General features: G+C 47.8%; 16 protein-coding genes. All 16 read left to right on the plus strand.

Features of this window, described 5'->3' with window-relative positions; all coding sequences use genetic code 11:
• Positions 1-665: 665 nt before the first annotated feature.
• The 16 genes from EDC52_RS10305 (at position 666) to sctE (ending at position 17,527) form a co-directional block, all read left to right on the plus strand.
• Complete coding sequence (locus EDC52_RS10305) at positions 666-2,396, plus strand: winged helix-turn-helix domain-containing protein (RefSeq protein ID WP_131865244.1); 1,731 nt, start codon at positions 666-668, stop codon at positions 2,394-2,396.
• Positions 2,397-2,882: 486 nt separating this feature from the next.
• Positions 2,883-3,473 (plus strand): helix-turn-helix domain-containing protein, encoded by a 591-nt coding sequence (locus EDC52_RS10310; RefSeq protein WP_230468013.1) that lies wholly within the window; start codon positions 2,883-2,885, stop codon positions 3,471-3,473.
• Positions 3,470-5,143 carry a type III secretion system outer membrane ring subunit SctC gene (sctC, locus tag EDC52_RS10315; RefSeq protein ID WP_131865245.1) on the plus strand — a complete coding sequence of 558 codons (1,674 nt, stop codon included), beginning with the start codon at positions 3,470-3,472 and terminating at the stop codon, positions 5,141-5,143. The genes EDC52_RS10310 and sctC overlap by 4 nt, the downstream gene beginning before the upstream one ends.
• A gap of 158 nt (positions 5,144-5,301) precedes the next feature.
• A complete protein-coding gene (gene sctW / locus EDC52_RS10320) occupies positions 5,302-6,246 on the plus strand; it encodes a type III secretion system gatekeeper subunit SctW (protein ID WP_165911693.1) in 945 nt (314 codons plus the stop codon).
• Between the two features lie 30 nt (positions 6,247-6,276).
• A complete protein-coding gene (locus tag EDC52_RS10325; RefSeq protein WP_131865247.1) occupies positions 6,277-8,334 on the plus strand; it encodes an EscV/YscV/HrcV family type III secretion system export apparatus protein in 2,058 nt (685 codons plus the stop codon).
• An 18-nt stretch (positions 8,335-8,352) separates the two neighbouring features.
• On the plus strand, positions 8,353-8,754 hold the full coding sequence (locus EDC52_RS10330; RefSeq protein WP_131865248.1) for an InvB/SpaK family type III secretion system chaperone: 402 nt from the start codon (positions 8,353-8,355) through the stop codon (positions 8,752-8,754).
• Between the two features lie 3 nt (positions 8,755-8,757).
• Entirely contained in the window at positions 8,758-10,056 is a 1,299-nt protein-coding gene (sctN, locus tag EDC52_RS10335) for a type III secretion system ATPase SctN (protein ID WP_131865249.1), read from the plus strand.
• Positions 10,034-10,483, plus strand: coding sequence for a hypothetical protein (locus tag EDC52_RS10340; RefSeq protein WP_131865250.1), 450 nt, complete (start codon positions 10,034-10,036; stop codon positions 10,481-10,483). The genes sctN and EDC52_RS10340 overlap by 23 nt, the downstream gene beginning before the upstream one ends.
• Positions 10,474-11,454, plus strand: a complete 981-nt coding sequence (locus tag EDC52_RS10345) for a hypothetical protein (RefSeq protein ID WP_131865251.1) — start codon at positions 10,474-10,476, stop codon at positions 11,452-11,454. The genes EDC52_RS10340 and EDC52_RS10345 overlap by 10 nt, the downstream gene beginning before the upstream one ends.
• Before the next feature lie 8 nt (positions 11,455-11,462).
• Positions 11,463-12,389, plus strand: a complete 927-nt coding sequence (locus EDC52_RS10350; RefSeq protein ID WP_131865252.1) for a FliM/FliN family flagellar motor switch protein — start codon at positions 11,463-11,465, stop codon at positions 12,387-12,389.
• Complete coding sequence (locus EDC52_RS10355; RefSeq protein ID WP_131865253.1) at positions 12,379-13,032, plus strand: EscR/YscR/HrcR family type III secretion system export apparatus protein; 654 nt, start codon at positions 12,379-12,381, stop codon at positions 13,030-13,032. Before EDC52_RS10350 ends, EDC52_RS10355 begins: the two co-directional genes overlap by 11 nt.
• Positions 13,033-13,051: 19 nt before the next feature.
• Positions 13,052-13,309, plus strand: coding sequence for an EscS/YscS/HrcS family type III secretion system export apparatus protein (locus tag EDC52_RS10360; protein WP_131865254.1), 258 nt, complete (start codon positions 13,052-13,054; stop codon positions 13,307-13,309).
• Between the two features lie 4 nt (positions 13,310-13,313).
• Complete coding sequence (sctT, locus tag EDC52_RS10365; protein WP_131865255.1) at positions 13,314-14,090, plus strand: type III secretion system export apparatus subunit SctT; 777 nt, start codon at positions 13,314-13,316, stop codon at positions 14,088-14,090.
• An 8-nt stretch (positions 14,091-14,098) separates the two neighbouring features.
• Positions 14,099-15,133: an EscU/YscU/HrcU family type III secretion system export apparatus switch protein gene (locus tag EDC52_RS10370; protein WP_131865256.1), complete on the plus strand. Its 1,035-nt coding sequence runs from the start codon at positions 14,099-14,101 to the stop codon at positions 15,131-15,133.
• A gap of 121 nt (positions 15,134-15,254) precedes the next feature.
• Positions 15,255-15,743 carry a type III secretion system translocator chaperone SicA gene (sicA, locus tag EDC52_RS10375; protein ID WP_131865257.1) on the plus strand — a complete coding sequence of 163 codons (489 nt, stop codon included), beginning with the start codon at positions 15,255-15,257 and terminating at the stop codon, positions 15,741-15,743.
• Positions 15,740-17,527, plus strand: coding sequence for a type III secretion system translocon subunit SctE (gene sctE, locus EDC52_RS10380; RefSeq protein ID WP_131865258.1), 1,788 nt, complete (start codon positions 15,740-15,742; stop codon positions 17,525-17,527). The genes sicA and sctE overlap by 4 nt, the downstream gene beginning before the upstream one ends.
• Positions 17,528-17,616 lie beyond the last annotated feature (89 nt).

The raw sequence follows: 17,616 nt of genomic DNA on the forward strand, positions 1-17,616 counted from the left end.
AAGAAAAGCGATTAAAGCGAATATGATTCTATTATTATCAGTTTATGATGAGATTCCCGGTTTCATTTAAGTCGACAGGATGAAGTAAAAAATTAAAGTTCCGATATTGCCGTAAGTAAGGCATACCGCTAAAAACCTCGAAAATAGCCTTATTGTAAATTGAATCCCGTCGATAGGATCGGCGCGATAGCGAAAAATCAGACTGAACGTGTTTGTGATTTGATTAATAATCACGATTTATAACGGAATCCTAATTAACTCATTGTTACAATCAGAGTAATGATTTGACTGCAAGCGGTTAACCATTAATGTATAAAAGCCAGCAACTCACGTTCGACTGGATTTTAGGGTTCTTGAAATGCTACGTATTAAAATAAATAGTTTTGTGTTTTTTATGGACATCGTGATAGGTTGGACTTCCCACAATCGATAATATGATATTTTTAACTAAAAAGATTATATTCTAGGCGTAATGTATTATCAACAATCAAGTAATTTTAAATTAGTTAGCAATGAAATTATGTTTATTTGAATCATGCGTTTTATTCCTAGACGGCAAAACGGGTCATGCCATTGATTTAAAATTGTAAGCTTGGTTTTTTGGGCATCGACGATGTCTGCTAGTAATAAAGATTATATTGAATCAGTATTAGGAGGTGTAAATAATGACCGAAATAGCAAATAAACCCTATGCGGCTAAATCCCGCTCCAATTACCTGCCGATTAAAGGCGTCAGAAAAGAGGTCATCAGCCATTCAAAAATACAATATACCTTTGGCGATTTCGTCCTTAATTCTTCCAAGGTATTGTTTCATAAGGATAAGCAGTTAAGTGTTTCGCCAAAGGAGTTGGCGGTGCTTTATTTGCTGCTGGAGTCAGCAGGCGAAGTTGTCACCAAAACTCAGTTGATTCAGGATGTCTGGTGTGGTGGCAATGTGAGTGAAGAATCACTGACACGCTGTATTTATGTCTTGCGCCGAATTCTTCAGGAGGGAAAGAACCGGCGTTTTATCGATACGGTATATGGCAAGGGCTACCGGTTTTCCTGGCCCGTGACACGTCTGATACCAACTGAACCCAAGCTGAAGACATCAAGCTGTATCATTGCCGTGCTGCCTTTCAAGCTTGAAAGCTCGCTTGATGTGCTGGGGCTGCAGGATGCCATCGTGGAGGAAATGACCGGCTGCGAGCATATAGGGCTGCATGTATTGCCTTCCTCGCTGACGATCAATTGCCGTTCCGTACACTCAATTCTGGAGCTGCTGGAAAAAGTCAGGCCAGATTACTACCTCACCGGCTATGAGCTCATTGTCGGCGGCAATCCATCGCTGAGAATTGAGCTGATCCGTACCCATGACCATTTCGTCAGACGGCGTGAGTGTATACCCATAGGCAATAATGTGACGCCTGATCTGCTGAAAAAAATGCTCAAAGATATTATCTTGCGTTATATTCCCAGCCTGTCAAAACAATTTGATGTCGATTTAGGCATTCCTTTAAAAGACTCCGCTTATCCGGCATTGGCAGAAGTCAGGGACGCGATGAACGTCTATACACCCCAAAGCCTGCAGCATGCGCTGGCAATGACCGAGCAATATCGTCTGCAGGCGCCCAACGATACTTCAATACTGAGTCAGCTTGCTGAATGCCATTTCTCTCTTGGCCAGATGGGAATAACCAACTTGAACGACGCGCTCGATAACTGCGCACTTCTGTCTGAGCAGGTGCTTGAGCAGGTTGACGATCATCCCCTCGCCCTTGCCATGCGAGGGTTAGTCTATGCAATGAAATCGCAATATCAACAGGCAGAAGACATCTTCAAGCAGATAATTACGCTGGCACCGGGATATCCGGTGATAAATTACTATTATGCCTGGCATCTTTTCATCAACGGGGAGCTGCAAACATCCCTCTACTTCGCCAGGCAGGCCAGCCAAAGGCTGCCGCTGCGGATCGATATCAAGGCACTTATCATGTGGATCGAATACTGCAGCGGCAACATGACCGCGGCTCTGGAAATGGTGTCAGCCCAGGGCGCCGATAACCACCCACTGTTACGCAGCATGCAGGCAGTCATCCTTTGTGATAAAGGACAGTTCAATCTGGCGAGTGAAGTCAGTACTGGCCTGGGCCAGTCGATGCCGGGGGATGGCATCATTTATTTTAATATGCTCTATGTCGGGCTGTTTGCACGTTCGAATGATGACGGTATCGAGCAGGTAGACATCATCATGGAGCAGCCATCGCTCACGGTCCCGGCGGCAATATTGCCCCTCATCCGTTATTGCAAGGGTGATCCGGCAGCCAGAGAATGGCAACATAAACTGGAGCGAGAAGCATCGCCATGCCTGGCTATCTGGCGGCATGATCCCAGGTTGAAAACGTTGCGCGCCTAGAAAAGTAACGGCATCAAGTAAGTTATCTTTTCAACATGTAAACTGGCTCGATATGTCGATATCAGCTAAATGCTTTGCCCAGAGATATAGTTGCCTCATATTAATATCCCCAGAAAATTTCCAGGGATTTATTTAAAAATAATTTAAAACAATAATAAGGTAACCGAGCCGGTAGGGGAACAAACGTCCTATCCTTTATAAAAAATAAACCACAACACTATTAGTCAGATTCCCATCATGATTTTTTGCAGGTAATAGGGCATTATCATCAGAGTGGGAATGAGTCGAACGCGGAAAGGGATAATTATGAGCAAGGAAAGTATTATATCTCCTGGCACGCCGCTTGTTAACACCTTCAGGCAAGATATAACGAAACAGAAATGCTGGTTGCTGAAGGCTAACGATAATATTTGCGAAATGGCATTTCACTGTCCGGAAGGAATAACCCGATTGCAGCTGGACGCGGATTGGAATGGCCTTTTGCTGATGAACAGAGTCAGCATGGAAGTGATTTCAGGTGAAGCTACTTATCAGGAGCTGCCTTTCTTTACGCTGGTCAAGTTACAGGTTTTTATCGATGAATCCCGGGGTCTGGCAATCAAATATGCCCGCCAGCAACACTGGACAACTATCCAATTGAAGCAATTACCGGAAATACATACCGGTAACGACATCGAGCGATGGCTGCTGATGCAGCATCATAATCCCTCCGATGAAATGAGTCGGCTGGCATCATTTCTGCGCCGGACGGAATGCTATTGGCTCATCAGGTTCCTGCTGAATGAGTCTGTGAACAACGACAAGCTGAATGTGCTTGGCGCACGTTACGGACTGTCGTATTCCCACTTTCGACGTCTATGCCGGAATGCATTGGGTAACTCCGCAAAAAGCGAATTGCGGGGCTGGCGTATTGCGAGAGCCCTGCTTGATGTTGTTGAAGAACGAAAAAGCCTGACGGCTATTGCCATGCGTCATGGCTACGCATCTTCATCCCATCTTTCAAATGATATCAGGGATGCCTTCGGGGTCTCACCTCGAAGCTTATGGAATATGATGACGAAGAAATCGATAAAATGAATAAAATCTTGATTCGAAGCGGACTTTTCAGTTTTTGCCTGCTAACTATTTTATGGATGCCGGCATTGACGGCTACCCAGATGCCTTTGGTGAAAAAGGGCGGCGCTGCGGAAGGCTATATTGCTCATAAAGATGGTTTGAAAGTGTTTTTTGATGCCCTGTCTGATCGCTTGGGCATACCCATTATTGTCAGCAAAACGGTCGCCAGAAAACAGATAAGCGGAGAGTTTGATCTCTCTGAACCCCATGCTCTGCTAGAAAAAATATCTCGCCAGATGGGCCTTGTCTGGTATCACGATGGGCAGGCAATCTACATCTATGATGCGGCCGAAATGCAGAACAGCATGATGTCTCTGCAGAATATCTCTTTTATGACCCTGAAAAATTACCTCAGAAAATCCTCGCTTTACGATGAGCGTTATCCTCTTCGTGGCGATGAAAACCGGGGCACCTTTTATATCTCCGGACCGCCGGTCTATGTTGATCTGGTGCTTAACTCCGCCCGCTTTCTGGATGAGAAAGTCGATAGAGCGCAAGGAGGAGAAATAACCCGCGTTATCCAGCTTAACAATACCTTTGTCAGCGATCGTTCATATGCGCTGCGCGGCGAGAAACTGATTATTCCCGGTATCGCCAATGTCATTGGCCAACTGCTGTCAGGCGATCTTCAGGCTGTACGGCCGAAAGTGGAGTCCGGGCCTGACGCCGCCGCGCTATCAGGCTCGGATGTGGCGGCAGACGATACGGGAGGGAATGCCTTTGCCGCGCCCGTCCAGCGCCTTGAGGGAGCGACTGAGAGCGTCAGGGTTATTGCTAATCCCAGTACTAACAGCCTGCTGGTGAAAGGCACCGGCAGGCAGGTGGAGCTGGTACGCAATCTGGCCATGGCGCTTGACTTGCCGAAGAGACATGTTGAACTTTCGCTGTGGATTGTGGATATGCAGAAAGACGATCTCGACCAGTTGGGGATCAACTGGCAGGGCAATGCCGGCATTGGTAACAGCTTGAATATTTCTCTTAATGGAGGCTCCTATACCACCCTCAATGGGGCGCGGTTTATGGCTTCAATTATGGCATTATCGCGCAAGAACCGGGCCAATATCGTTTCACGCCCGATTGTGCTGACCCAGGAGAATGTGCCTGCCATCTTCGATAATAATCGCACTTTTTACACCAAGCTTATAGGCGAGCGCAGCGTCGAGTTGAAGCAGGTGACCTACGGTACGCTGGTCAGCGTGCTGCCACGTTTTTCACCGCGCAATGAAATAGAAATGGTGCTGAATATCGAGGATGGCAGCGAGATACCGACGGTGAATGAGAATGACGACGAATATCTGCCGAAGGTAGGCCGAACCACCATCAGCACTGTGGCGCGGGTTCCCAGAGGAAAAAGCCTGCTGATTGGGGGATACACCCGCGATGAGGACAGCGGCAACACAGCGAAAATCCCTCTGCTGGGGGATATCCCCTTCATTGGCGGACTGTTTCGCTATCGGGTCAATCATCAGTCCAATACGGTTCGTATCTTCCTTATTCAGCCGCGGGAAATCACCGAACCCCTGGCGACTGATGCCAGTGAATTCGTGAAAAAGATTGTGGCGGAACGCCAGCCTGATGTATTGCAGGACTGGGCCCGCAATTATCTGGATAGCCAGAAATGGCAACCATAAATTCTGCCGCCGCGCCTTGGCTCAATTACCTAAGGCAGACGCTGCCTAAGGAAAACAAAGGCAGTGGGGCCTCTGCACATCATGTCACTGAGGACGAAGGTGTTGAGGAGCGCGATGAGACCGGCGGGGAACAAAAGCTGGCGATGCTCTCGGACGAAATGTCGCTGGCGATGACGCAATTCGGGCTACGCCGTCAGAGTATCAAGCGAGAACAGGACGCCGCTGAAAGCTTTGAACATATTCTTGAAGATGATGTGGTACCAAAGGTGGATATGCTGCTCAAGATTAGCGCTACCCGAAAATTATCTCTGGAATTCCTGCTGCAGCAGGCTCGGGCGGCTTTTCCTGATGAGAGTGATCTGGTGATGGTGCTGCGTGAGCTGCTGCGCCGAAGACAGTTGACTGAACACGTAAAGCAACAGCTGCAGGCCTTGCTAAAGCAGGTAGAGCTACAGGCTGCGCCAAGGGAATTGAAAGCAGGCATTAATTGCGGGCTTAAAGCCAGGCTGTTTGGGCTGCGGAGTATGCAGATGAAACCGGCCTTACTTCGCCTGAGTTACCGACAGTTCCTAAAAAATGAGCGGCATGAAGTAAAAGAATATCAGGATTGGATCACCTGTTATGGCTATTTACATCGGGCCAGAGTACTGGAGTTTATCGAAGCGGCGCTGGTAGCGGATATGTTATCTCAGGATCCAAGCTGTTCAAGGGGTGAATTCGGCACCCTTATCATTAAGCTGGGACAATTGAAGCGTCTGCGGTCGGGTGATTATCTGTTTATTAATACCTTATTGTCTCCACCACGGCAGGTCAGTATACAAAAAAGCGAAAAAGAGTGGTTAATATTGTTAATGTCCATTCTGGAGTTTCCTGAACTAATTGCTCTCCATCTGCAGGATAATTTGGGCGAACTGTTCCTTATGGGGGGATACTCTGAACGTGCCAGCCTGCTAGGCCTTATTTACAAAGCATGCAAATCACTACCAAATGAATTATTTATTGATCCTGCATCCGCGCTTTTACTGCTGACGGAGCTTAAAAAAATGACCGGCCTAGCATACCGACATGAGTTAATTCTAAACAGAAAAAAAGACAGGCAGTGATGCCACGATAAACAGCTATGGAAATCTAAAGTGTTAAATAATTTATTGAATACTGTTCGAACGCGTCCAGAATTGCTTATCCTGGCATTGGTCATTATGATCATTGCAATGCTAATTATTCCTCTGCCTACTTACTTGGTGGATTTTCTCATTGGCCTCAATATAATTATTGCCGTATTAGTTTTCCTCGGCGCATTTTATATCGACCAGATCCTGAGTTTTTCGACATTTCCCGCCGTACTGCTGATAACCACCCTGTTCCGCCTGGCCCTGACAATCAGCACCAGCAGACTGATACTTAATGATGCCGATGCGGGTGAGATTATCGCCACCTTTGGCCAGTTTGTGATTGGCGATAACCTGGTGGTAGGTTTCGTGATCTTTGCCATCGTCACGGTCGTGCAGTTTATCGTTATTACCAAAGGCTCTGAACGCGTGGCAGAAGTTGCTGCTCGTTTTTCACTTGATGGCATGCCGGGTAAACAGATGAGTATTGATGCCGATCTTAAAGGCGGCGTTATTGATGCCGAGGGCGCCAAGCTTCGTCGCAGTGTTCTAGAACGGGAAAGTCAGCTGTATGGCTCATTTGATGGAGCGATGAAATTTATCAAGGGAGATGCGATCGCCAGTATTATCGTGACCTTTGTGAATTTCATTGGCGGTATTGCCGTAGGCATGAGCCAACATCACATGGATATGAGCCAGGCGCTGTCCACCTATACTATGTTGACCATTGGCGATGGTCTGGTTGCTCAGATCCCAGCGTTGCTTATATCAATCAGTGCCGGTTTGATTGTCACCCGGGTAAGCGGCGAAGGCGACAATATGGGCCGCAATATGATGCACCAGTTATTGGGCAATCCCTTTGTATTGGTTGTAACCTCCATGCTTGCCCTGTGTATCGGATTTTTACCCGGGTTCCCTTTGCCGGTGTTTATTCTGCTGGCTTCAGCGTTAATTATTCTCTTTTATATGAGATATCGTCGGGCGAAGCTCGACAGGCGTGCGAGTTCGGAGCCTTCTCCAGGGGCGTTCAGCCAGCAATCATCGGATCAAGGAACTGAGCTGACCAGCCAGGCTGACATGATTAATGACATAGATCAGGTGGCGGTTGAAACGGTAGCGCTGATATTGCTGGTGTCGAAAGATAATCACCAGCGGCTCGAAAAGGCAGAAATCAGCGGACGTCTACGCAGCCAGTTCTTTATCGATTATGGCGTTAAATTACCGGAAATGGTGCTGCGTGTATCAGATTCAATTAATGAAAATGAAGTGGTGGTGCTTATCAATGAGATCAGGGCTGATTCATTTATTATCCATTTCGACTCTCTGAGGGTGGTGAATGCCAGTGATGAATTACATCATCTTGGTATTAATTTGATAGCTGAAAAAAGTGCCATTTGGGTAGGCCGTGAAAGCCAGGCTGTCCTGTCCCCACTGGGCTATCACCTGCGCAGCGCTATTGATGAGTTTTACCACTGCTTTTCCGTATTGCTATCTCATCATGTGAATGAATATTTCGGTGTTCAGGAGACCAAGCACATGCTGGATCTGATGGAAAATAAATATCCTGATCTGCTCAAGGAAGTATTGCGACACGCCACCGTACAGCGTATCGCAGAAGTATTACAGCGCTTGTTGACCGAACGTATATCCACTCGAAATATGAAACTCATAATGGAATCACTTGCGCTTTGGGCTCCCAGAGAAAAAGACGTTATTGCGCTGGTGGAGCATGTGAGGGGCGCACTGGCACGATATATCTGTCATAAATTTTCAGTGAATAATGAACTGCGTGTGGTTATGGTTTCACCGGAAATTGAAGATATTATTCGTGGCGGTATTAGAACGACGTCGTCAGGATCCTTTCTGAATCTGGATCCGCCAACGGCTGATCAGGTCACCGATATGTTTAATGTTGCGCTGGAAAGCATTTTCATTGACCAAAAAGATATGGTGCTTCTGGCATCGGTTGATATTCGCCGCTTTATAAAAATACTTATTGAAAATCGCTTCAGGGATTTGGAAGTGATCTCATTCGGTGAACTAACGGAAACCGTCACCGTAAATGTAATTAAAACCATCTGATCATTCAGGAGAATACAAATGTACGTCGATATTGCTACTTTGGTGCGGGAGGCATTGCTGGGAAGTGGCTGTGATCCAAAATTGCTGAGTAATTTTGATAGCCACTCTACGATAGCTCTCGATTTTAATGATATGCCAAGTATTAATATCAGTAAGCTCGATGATGACGTTTGGCTGTGGTCCAGAATTGCTGAGCAGAATGACCATGTGCTGGAACAGAATGCACCGGCGTTATTAAAAGAGCTGATGCAGGGAGCCGATTTTACTCGAGGAGGCAAACTCATGTTATCCGAGAGTGAGGGCTATCTGGAATTAAAGGGATTACTTAGCCCCAGCTGCATGGATTGCGGGCAGAATTTTGCCGTTGCGCTCAGCGGCTTTTTCGAACGTCTGGAGCGCTTTGTCATGGTAGTGCAGTAACTTATGAAGAGTCTGCGATTATTAACTCGCCAGGCGATGCCCCTGCGTTTGGCCGGACCGATTATCGAGGCCGCATTGCCGGATGTCCAGATTGGCGAAATATGCGAGATTCGCCGCGACTGGCGATCTTCTGAAGTGATAGCCCGGGCACAGGTTCTTGGGTTCAACCAGCATCTTACCGTGCTCAGCCTCATTGGCAGCAGTCAGGGACTGTCGAGAAATGTACTGCTCCATCCTACCGGTAAAACGCTGATGATTGATTTGAGCAATGACATCACCGGCACAGTAATGAATCCTGCAGGCGACATTATTGAACGTCTAGTGCCTGAGCCATTCAGGTCAAGGACAGAAACCCGGAGCATCGATAATGCCGCTCCTTCCTATTTGCAACGGGCAGTGATCGATGCGCCATTGGTCACCGGTATCCGGGCGATTGACAGTATGCTGACCTGCGGCATTGGCCAGCGTATCGGCATATTCGCCTCTGCCGGCTGCGGTAAGACTGTATTAATGCATTTACTGATTCAGCAGACCCAGGCGGATATTTTTGTCATCGGCCTTATCGGCGAACGTGGTCGTGAAGTCACGGAATTTATCAGTGCATTGCGACAGTCGGGCAGAGAGAATCGCTGTGTGGTGGTATACGCCACGTCAGACTATTCTTCCCTGGAGCGCTGTAACGCAGCATTGGTTGCCACCACCATCGCCGAATATTATCGCGATCAGGGCAAAACCGTGGTGCTGTTTATCGATTCAATAACACGATACGCACGTGCTTTAAGGGATGTAGCCCTCTCCTCGGGTGAACCTCCGGCACGCAGGGGATATCCGGCCTCGGTGTTTGATGCCATGCCGCGCATTCTCGAGCGGCCAGGCAATATGCACAATGGCAGTATCACCGCTTTTTATACCATTCTGCTGGAAAGTGATGATGAGCCTGACCCGATCGCCGATGAAATCCGATCGATACTTGATGGTCATATCTACCTCAGCCGTAAACTTGCTGCCAGAAATCATTATCCGGCCATTGATATTTTACGCAGCATCAGCCGTGTCGCCGGGCAGGTCACGACGGAACATCATCGTGCCATGGCCGGCGAAATACGAGCGCTACTGGTCAAACTGGAAGAGCTGCAGATTTTCCTGGATTTGGGGGAATATAAAGAAGGTGAAAACACGCAAAACGATCGGGTGATTGCTCAGCGTAAGCCACTGGAAGAACTGCTTATCCAGGGCGCTGGGGAGCTGTCGAGTTTTGAGGAAACCCTAGGATTGATGCATGGCCTTGTTGATGCACGTTAAGCGCTTGATTGAGCGCTGTGATTTCAGACAACAGCGCTGTGAGTCCACTCTTAAAGCACTGTCGGCTTCCAGGACCCTGCTGGAGGATGAGATCCAGGCACTCGGTCGCCAGCGTGAGGGGATGCTGGAGCTTATCCACCATGAGCGCCCGCAGGGGGCACTCTTAAGATCCCAACTGTTTATGGCCCATCGGCGGCTTGCAGTGTTGCGCGCCAGTATAAAATCGCTGCAACTGGAGGAAACTCAATTAAAGGAAAAGTTAATCGAATTGGATCAACAGCAGCGACTTATCCATGAATCAAGACATCACTGGGTGCGTAAGGCTGCAAAATATCAGTCCTGGCTAAGCAAGAAACGGCGATCCCGTTTAATGACAGGTTTAAGACTTGAAGAGCTCGACACGGAGGAGTTAAGCGTATGGAAATAATCCGACCTGCAGAATTTTATAAAAAAAAAACCGATGCCGAGTATCTGGCTGACGCCGTTGTTCCACTGCAGATGAGGTTTACCAGGTCAGAGGAAAATGTATCCTGGCCAGGTAAAAGCGCCAACTGCCTGTCACCGATAGCATACCACGCCTGCGTAAAGTCCGTTTGTTCAGAATCCAGTCGCGATTATACAGCCACCGGACTGGTGGGCGGACAGAAAGGGGCATTTCGCTCAGTGGGACTGAGGCATCCAAATGCAAACCCTCAGGGGCAGGCCTTAAGTAAGGACCATGACAGCGGTCGGCAGGGCGAAAATCCTCAGCAACTGAATGCGGAAAAGGGGTTGCCAAAACCCGGCAAGGTTGAACAGACGCCGCCGTTGCCAGCTATACAGCAGGCCGGTTTTGCCGAGAACGCGCAGGTAAAATTGAGTGGCGACCCTGTGATGGCAGGGGCGGATGAAAAGGCCCTGCTGCAAAAAAGCGTTGATATCCAGGAGTCCGCGACCCTCAAAAATGAGGGTAATCCGGAGATTCCAATGGCTGCCGGGCAACAGTTGAACAGCGACAGAGCCACCGAGAACCCCCTTAAAGGGTCTTCGATCGACGGTCACACTGGCCGTATGGATGCGAAATCCCTCTCTCAAGCGAATAACATACAGACGCCGGCAGCTGCTTCACACCAGGCCATTATCGAAACCGGCAAACGTGAAGGCTATCAACTGAAATACCAATTCAAATTCCGCCAGGGTGAATATGTGACCGTGGAACGGGCTGGCGCGGCGGCTAATCGCTTCAAGATCATTGCTTCCAGCAGCGAACTCAGACATCAGTTAATGGCTGCAAATCCGCATACGCCTGATTCTGATTGGATCATTCAAGGCGGCGACGACAAACGAAAACCCTTATATCCCGACCCTGAACATCGGCAGCAACGGCATGAGCCCCGGCAGCAGGAGGACGACGAGTGAGCCAGCTAATGCTTCGAACAGTCACACCCGCCGAGATCATACTGCGTCAATTCAAGGATAAATGGGGCAATGATCCTGGCCAGTGCCGATTGGCTAATCCTGATTCCTGCCGCCGCCATCATCAGGTGACTGCTGACGATGGCGCCTGGCTGGGAATGATTGACTTGCGGGAGTGGTTCTCGTACCACGCTCCTGAACTTGCTGTTATGGCCAGCCATGCCTGTTCAGATGAAAAAATCATCTCACTTTTCAATGTTGTTGAACGACCCCTGACTTTTGAGATGGGCGGTCTCCCCTACCGGACGTTGCAGCTAAGCGCCGTTGTCGACGGACCGCGCCCTGAGCATTTAGGCCAGATGCTGCTGGTCACTGCCGCTGAATGCCGCGTTTGGATCTTCGATATTGACCTTTCACTGGCGGGATCCGAGCCCACAGTTAACTCAGCTGCCCTGGATTTACCTGTGATGGTCGAGTTCATGATTGGCACCAGTATCCTGTCCTCGCTGATACCGGAAACACTTGAAGCAGGGGATCTGCTGATTATCCAGCAACCGGCCACACTCATCAAATGCCAGGGCCAGACGCTTGGCAAATACCATCACGATCAAGGAAGACTGATAATGAAACCGCACGATGACAATATGCATTCACGTTATGATGTGACTTGCCCTGAAAGGGAGGGTTATTCTCTGCAGGAACCGCTCAACGCCATTCCACTACAGGTTGAATTTGTACTTCAGCGTCGTTTTATGTCTATTGCTGATGTGACGCAATTAATTGAAGGCAGCGTCCTGGATATCGACCGGGATGCTGAAAAACATATTGAAATTCTGATTAACGGTAAGCTTTTTGCAAAAGGAGAGTTGGTACAGATAAGTGACCGGCTAGCAGTTGAAATGATGGCTGTCGGTCTGGATGCCCAACATGCCAAATGATATGACCTTTATTGCCAGTCTGGCCTTTTTCAGCCTGCTGCCTTTTTTAGTCGCTTCAGGTACCTGCTACATTAAATTTTCAATTGTGTTTGTCATGGTGCGCAATGCGCTGGGATTGCAGCAAATTCCGTCAAATTTAACATTGAATGGTATAGCGCTGATCCTCAGTCTGTTTGTCATGTCACCGATAGTAAAAGAGATTTACCATGGTTATCAGGAAGATAAGATTAACTTGAATAACCCGGATTCAGTAGTGGATTTTTTTGATAATGGCCTGTCAGGCTATCACCGCTATCTGGAAAAATACGCCGATCCTGAACTGGTTAGGTTTTTTAATAAAGCGCAGAGCCAGGGTGACGCCTCACAGGATAATGGCGAAACTTATTCTCCGTCGATACTTGCCTTGCTGCCGGCCTATGCGCTAAGTGAAATAAAGAGCGCTTTTACTATCGGTTTCTACCTTTATTTACCCTTTATTGTTGTCGATTTACTGGTATCTAGCATTTTACTAGCCCTGGGTATGATGATGATGAGCCCTATTACCCTGTCTGTACCGATTAAGTTAATTATATTTGTCGTGCTGGATGGATGGACCTTATTATCCAAAGGACTGGTTATGCAGTATATCGATCTTGCTTCATAGCCAGGAGTAGCAGTCACACATGGATAATATTATATTCGCCGGCAACAAGGCTCTTTACCTGGTGCTGCTTTTATCGGCAGGACCGATTATGGTCGCTACTCTGGTTGGCCTGCTGGTAGGACTGTTTCAGACCGTCATGCAGCTTCAGGAACAAACGCTGCCTTTTGGTATCAAGTTATTGAGCGTCACCCTGTGTATTTTTCTGCTCTCTGGCTGGTATGGAGAAATGCTGGTCAGTTTTGGTCGGGAAGTTCTTGAACTGGCTCTGATGCGGTAGAAAAATGGATCATTCAACAATATTACAAATTTTTACCTACTTGGCAGAATTGTCGCTGAGTTCAGTTCGATTACTCCCGTTGTTTTTCCTGATGCCATTCTTGAGTCACAGCCTTATCAGCAATACCATCCGTATGCCGGTAGTGATGCTGATGGGGGCGGCGCTGTGGCCCCATTCATGGGGAGAACTCAACTCCCTTCCTATCGGCCAGTGGTTGTGGCTCATCGGGCGAGAGGCCTTCATAGGTTTGGTTCTGGCGGTAGTACTGGCATGGCCATTCTGGGTGATGCATGGGCTGGGCAGCCTGATAGATTTTCAACGTGGCGCGACCATCAGCAGTACGCTTGATCCCGTGAGTGGAGTGGATGCTTCAGAACTGGCAAATTTGTTTAATTTATACGCCGCTGCGGTATTTTTACAGGGAGGAGGCCTTGGCATTATGGTCCAACTCTACGCTGACAGCTTCCGATTGTGCGGGCCGCTGAGCGAATGTACGCCGGTGATTGGGCCAATGCTGGCACAATTGTCGGAGCTCATGGTGAAGATGATTGTACTGGCCAGTCCGGTGCTGATTGCTCTGTTGCTCACTGAAGTCATCCTGGGCTTATTGTCACGCTTTGCGCCGCAGATGAATGCTTTTTCGATTTCTCTCACCATCAAGAGCTTCATTGCCTTCCTGATGCTGGTTATTTATTTCTCAATGACGGTGCCGAGTGCTTTCAGGCAGATGTGGCCTGCTCACAGCAACTGGCGTTATCTGTTAATACCTGTAGCGGGATAGCGGTGACCATGGCAAACAAAACTGAAAAACCTACCCCTAAACGCTTGAAGGATGCCTCCAAAAAAGGGCAATCTTTTAAAGGCCGGGACTTTATCATTGCCTGCCTGATGTTGTGCGGGGTGGCCTGGTTAACCAAGGTTTTTGACCTAACGGGATTAATGGAGGTTTACCGACATGTTATCGAAGCTGATTTTAATAAGGATATTACAGCGTACTTTGTTGAGATATTGATCGTTGCTTTAAAAATAATCCTGCCGGTGCTGGTGATTTGCATCGTTTCCTCAGCGCTGCCTTCTTTGCTGCAGACTGGATTCGTCGTCGCCAGCAAAGCATTGAAGCTTAATTTCGAAGCATTGAGTCCGGCAAAGGGATTTAAAAAAATATTCAGTTTGAGGACCGTCAAAGATACTATCAAAACGATGTTATATTTTTTGAGCTTTGTTTTCGCATTTATTATTACTTGGAAAAACAATGCCGATTTATTATTTTCCTCTGTTAACGTTGAACCTATTACAGTAGTGATGATATTTCGCCATATTTTGTTCTCATTAGTGCTGACTTGCCTGGCCTGCATCGTTATTATTTTTATCCTCGATGCGCTGGCGGATTTTTTCCTACATCTTAAAACGCTCAAGATGGAAAAGCAGGAAGTGAAGCGTGAAATGAAAGAGCAAGATGGCAATCCTGAAATCAAGCATCGAAGGCGTGAGCTACACATTGAAATCCTGTCTGAGCAAATAAAGTCGGATATTCGGAGTTCCAAGGCGATTATTGTCAACCCCACACATATAGCCGTTGGGATTTACTACCAGCCCGATCTTTTTCCACGCCCTATAATATCGTTGATAGATTTTAATCAACGGGCATTAGCGGTAAAGAAATATGCTCAGGAAGTCGGTGTGCCAATTGTGCGCGATTTTAAGCTCGCCAGACGCCTTGCCAGTACCCACAGTCGTTACTCTTATGTAAGTCTCGATAAGGTGGACGAAATAATGCGGCTGCTGGATTGGTTGAAGCAGGTCGATGAAGCCTGGAAGCAGTAATAGTCATTGTTGGAAATTGGTACATTAAAGGTAAGCGATAGTTGAAAGTCATTGAAAAAAACCCGTGATATAAATAATACTGATTGTTGCCGACGGTGACATTTTCAGGAGACCTACCACTGTGGACACTAATTACAGTAATGACCCCCTGGCAGAAATGTTGTGGGACGCCGTAAACGGAGGGGTTACTTTAAAGGATGTGCATGCAATCCCCGATAATATGATGGAAAGCCTTTATTCACACGCATATGATTTTTACAATAAAGGTCAACTCGATCAGGCTGCCACTTTTTTTCGGTTTTTATGCATATATGATTTCTATAATCCCGACTATTATATGGGGCTAGGCGCGGTATATCAGCTGCAGAAGCAATATCAAAAAGCGATTGACATTTATGCCGTTTCTTTTGCGCTCTCCAAAGATAATTATTACTCGGTATTTTTCAGTGGTCAGTGCCAGCTCCTGATTCAAAAAGCCAATAAAGCAAAGCAGTGTTTTGAAATGGTGGTAAACAACTGTACGGATCAAACCCTCATTGACCGAGCCAACGTCTATCTGCACACCCTCAACTCCCCTACTGCCAGTGAAACATCTTCGGAGGAAGTATGAATCAACTCTCTTTAGGCAATAATTACTCTGCCGGCGACAAAACGCTTAACCTGCAGCAGGATAACTCAGCGACTGAGCGCTCTGCAGCCGGTAGTGATCAGCAGGTGCAGAACAAGCGTATGCTACTGCGCCCGTTTTCACCAAGCCTGTTTGAAGAGGCTCAGCGGGCGGCCAGAGAGTTATTGGCCAATCAGAGCCCACGAAGTCTGCATACGGCCGCTTCTGCGACTCATCAGCACCAGCCGATGCTGCGGCCCCCCTCTGACAGCGGCGCATCACAGGATTACAACGCAAGCTTTGTAAAAGTAATGTCCGACCTTATGGTGCTGTTAGGCTCGATCAGTCTGGCCGATCTGGCTGGGCGGCTTAAAATATTTCAATCAGCAGCCAATGCCAAAAAGCAGCATAATGAAGCCCGGGCGGCAGAGTATGATAAGGCCGTCAAGGCCAATGAAACGGCACTTAAGAACGCGCAAGCAGACATGGACGCGGCAAATGCGGACAAAGGCGACCTGGCGCAGCGACAACAGTCGGTGAAAGACTGTGAAGCGGCTCTTCAAAAGCTTAAGCCAGGTGATCCTGCCTATCCTCAGGCAGAAAAAAAACTCCAACAGGCTCAGAAACGTGAGGCGCTGGCCGTCGGTAAATACCGCCAGGCGCAACAAAAAGCCGATGCTTCTTATCAGGTAGCTCGTGATGCCTTCAGCAAACTTGACCAACTGGATAAACAGATTCGTGCCGACGATAAGTCGCTGCCTGCTGCTGAACGCGAACCGATAAAACAGGCGATAGAGTCCTCGGCCAAAATGTTGTTTATCGTCAGCACGTTCATCGAGCTACTGGGTAAGAACAGTGAGAAAAAGCTTGAGGCGGATATGGCGTTTTTCCAGAGTCTTCGTGATGGAAAACAGGTCGAAATGAGGAAGCTGGCGGATAAGGCTGAAGAAAGTGAGCGTAAAGCCGCAACGCTGAACGCCACCATGGGCTGTGTCGGTAAAATCTTGGGCGGGCTTGTTACCGCCATCAGTCTGGTCGGTGCCATATTTACCGGCGGGGCCAGTCTGGCACTGGCGGCGGTTGGCATGACGCTGATGGTGAGCGATGAAATATGCAAAGAGGTGACCGGCACTTCATTTATGGAAGAAGCCATGAAACCATTGATGGAACAGGTGATTCAGCCGCTGATTGATGCGATAAGCCAAATGGTCACCGGGGCGCTGAAATCATTGGGGGTTGATGATCTGACTGCTCAACTGGTAGGGGGTATTGTGGGTGCCATTGTGGCAGCCGTAGCGCTTATTGCAGCAATGGTGATTGGTAAGGGCGCTGCCAATAAATTTGCCTCCATGGCTGTTAGCAAAGTCATCATGCAGGCGGTGAAAGACATCCTTCCTCAAGTAATGAAAAATGTCGCTAATCGCTCCGGAACATTATTTTCAGTCAGCGTTAAGCGCCTGCTTGAAAAACTATCTGTTAAAGGCGATCAGATATCGCTTAAGAGTTATGCTAATAAGCTGGACTATGTGCAGACCGGGGTGCAGCTAACCTCAGAGGGAACCAAGGCCGGTGGACAGATCGCGGAAGCGGTCTATAAAAATAAAACCAGCGATATTATGTCCTATATGATTCAGTCTTCTGCCAACGTAGTACGAGCCATGGAATCAGTTATCAAGACTTACAGCTCCGATCAGAACAGTTGGCGGGACATGCAGAAGACTAACTCCGATGCAATGACTAATATGGCACAGTCCACCCGATTTATGTTAAGTAAAAATTTTGCATAAAAATTTACCACTGGCCAATGAAAAATTTCAAATGCCAGGATTTTTTATATTTTACTAATAAATTGATGACATGGAAATATATAAGTAAG

This window comes from Biostraticola tofi, from assembly GCF_004343195.1.
GTDB classification, from domain to species: domain Bacteria; phylum Pseudomonadota; class Gammaproteobacteria; order Enterobacterales; family Enterobacteriaceae; genus Biostraticola; species Biostraticola tofi.